Source organism: Pedobacter sp. HMWF019 (assembly GCF_003061025.1).
Lineage (GTDB): Bacteria > Bacteroidota > Bacteroidia > Sphingobacteriales > Sphingobacteriaceae > Pedobacter.
Genome location: NZ_QAIL01000579.1, coordinates 1 through 1,604, shown reverse-complemented (window position 1 = coordinate 1,604; position 1,604 = coordinate 1). Strand labels below are relative to the sequence as shown.

Below are 1,604 nucleotides of genomic sequence, written 5' to 3'. Positions count from 1 at the left end.
CTTTGGTATTCGCTTTCTTGGTTCTGACCTTACCGCCTCCTTTTTTACCGCCCCCGCTGGAGGTATCTAATTCTGCCATTGTCTATCTTTATTTAGCACCGCCTGCGGCAGTTGTAATTAAACTAAATTTGTTAATTTTTTGTTTTTGAAGAATATCAACGATTTTCTTAACCACTGGATATTCTTCTTTTGCATCACCTTTGATACTTACACGCATTTGGGTAGAATGCAATTCTGCAACAGCTTTACGCGAATTCAGTAACCAGGCAGACAATTGATTGTCCAGTGAATCTGTAGGGATACCGATCTGTAATCCAGATTTAGTTCTTGCAGCCTCATCAGGTAAATTGATGAATGCTTTTAAACTTTGCATCGGTACACCGAATGACTGGATTACCCCAAAACGTTCTTTCTCCTGAGGAGTAAAGTTCACTTTGTATTGTTCAGCCATTTTATCCAAAGTCGCCATTTTAACGTCTTTCCCTGCAACCTCGTAAAACACTTTTCCGTGGCCGATGGTCAGCTTCGCAATATCAACATCAGGCACCGGAATCTTATAGCTCGATGACGGAAGTTTGATATCCAAAGGATCAGGCTGGCGTGCAGTTGCTGTTAATATAAAGAAAGTAAGCAACAGGAAAGCTACGTCGCACATGGCGGTCATATCAATCGAAGTACTCTTTCTTTTAACCTTTGCTCTTGGCATAATTTTTTTAAATTACTTATGTTTTATACTAATGATGTTAATTCTTCCGGTTTTCCATAAAGCCGGTAAAAAAAAATTCATTATTTCTTATTTATGCGTAGAAGCATAAGTTTGGATGATGCTAAAACCTGCTTCATCAATTGCATAAGTTAATTTATCAATTTTAGAAGTTAAGATGTTATACATGATGATCGCGATAGTAGAAGTACAGATACCTGTAGCCGTGTTGATAAGGGCCTCAGAGATACCACTTGCTAACGCAGCCTGGTCAGGAGCTCCAGATGTAGCCAAACCACCGAAGGCCTTGATCATACCTGTTACTGTACCTAATAGACCTGTTAACGTACCTACAGAAACTAAAGTAGCTACTACTGTTAAGTTTTGCTCTAACATTGGCATCTCTAAAGTAGTTGCTTCTTCGATGTCTTTCTGAATGGCTAAACATTTCTGATCAGTATCCATGTTTGCTTCAACTTCCATTTCACGGTATTTTTTCAAACCGGATTTGATTACATTGGCAACAGAACCTTTTTGTTTGTCACACTCAGCCATAGCAGCTTCGATGTTGTTGTTGCTCAAAAGGCCTTGGATTTTTTTAACGAAAGCGTCCAGACTACCTGATCCAGTTGCTTTTCCGATTACGATAAAACGTTCAACTGAGAATACAAATACCATTAAAAGCATACCCATTAGAATCGGAACGATAACTCCCCCTTTGTAAGCCATACCAGCATAGTTACCTACTTTAGGGCCCATTTCAGGATTGTTGTCGATAAAGTTGTTCGGATCACCTAATACAAATTTGTAAAGACATATCCCGATGATAATACAGATAGGAATTACCAGAGTAGCGAATAAATTAGAAGCTGACGAGCTTTCTTTTGTAACTGTTGTTGGT

The 1,604-nt window shown here is 38.9% G+C and carries 2 protein-coding genes; both read right to left on the bottom strand.

Features of this window, described 5'->3' with window-relative positions; translation table 11 throughout:
• Positions 1-88: 88 nt before the first annotated feature.
• Complete coding sequence (locus DBR11_RS27660; protein WP_108555769.1) at positions 89-706, bottom strand: biopolymer transporter ExbD; 618 nt, start codon at positions 704-706, stop codon at positions 89-91.
• Between the two features lie 87 nt (positions 707-793).
• On the bottom strand, positions 794-1,604 hold an 811-nt coding region (locus DBR11_RS27655), incomplete at its 5' end, for a MotA/TolQ/ExbB proton channel family protein (protein ID WP_233260936.1).

What these genes read in the sequence shown, in the direction of transcription:
- DBR11_RS27660 (WP_108555769.1), bottom strand. Translation starts at nt 706, where the DNA reads ATGCCAAGAGCAAAGGTTAAAAGAAAGAGTACTTCGATTGATATGACC.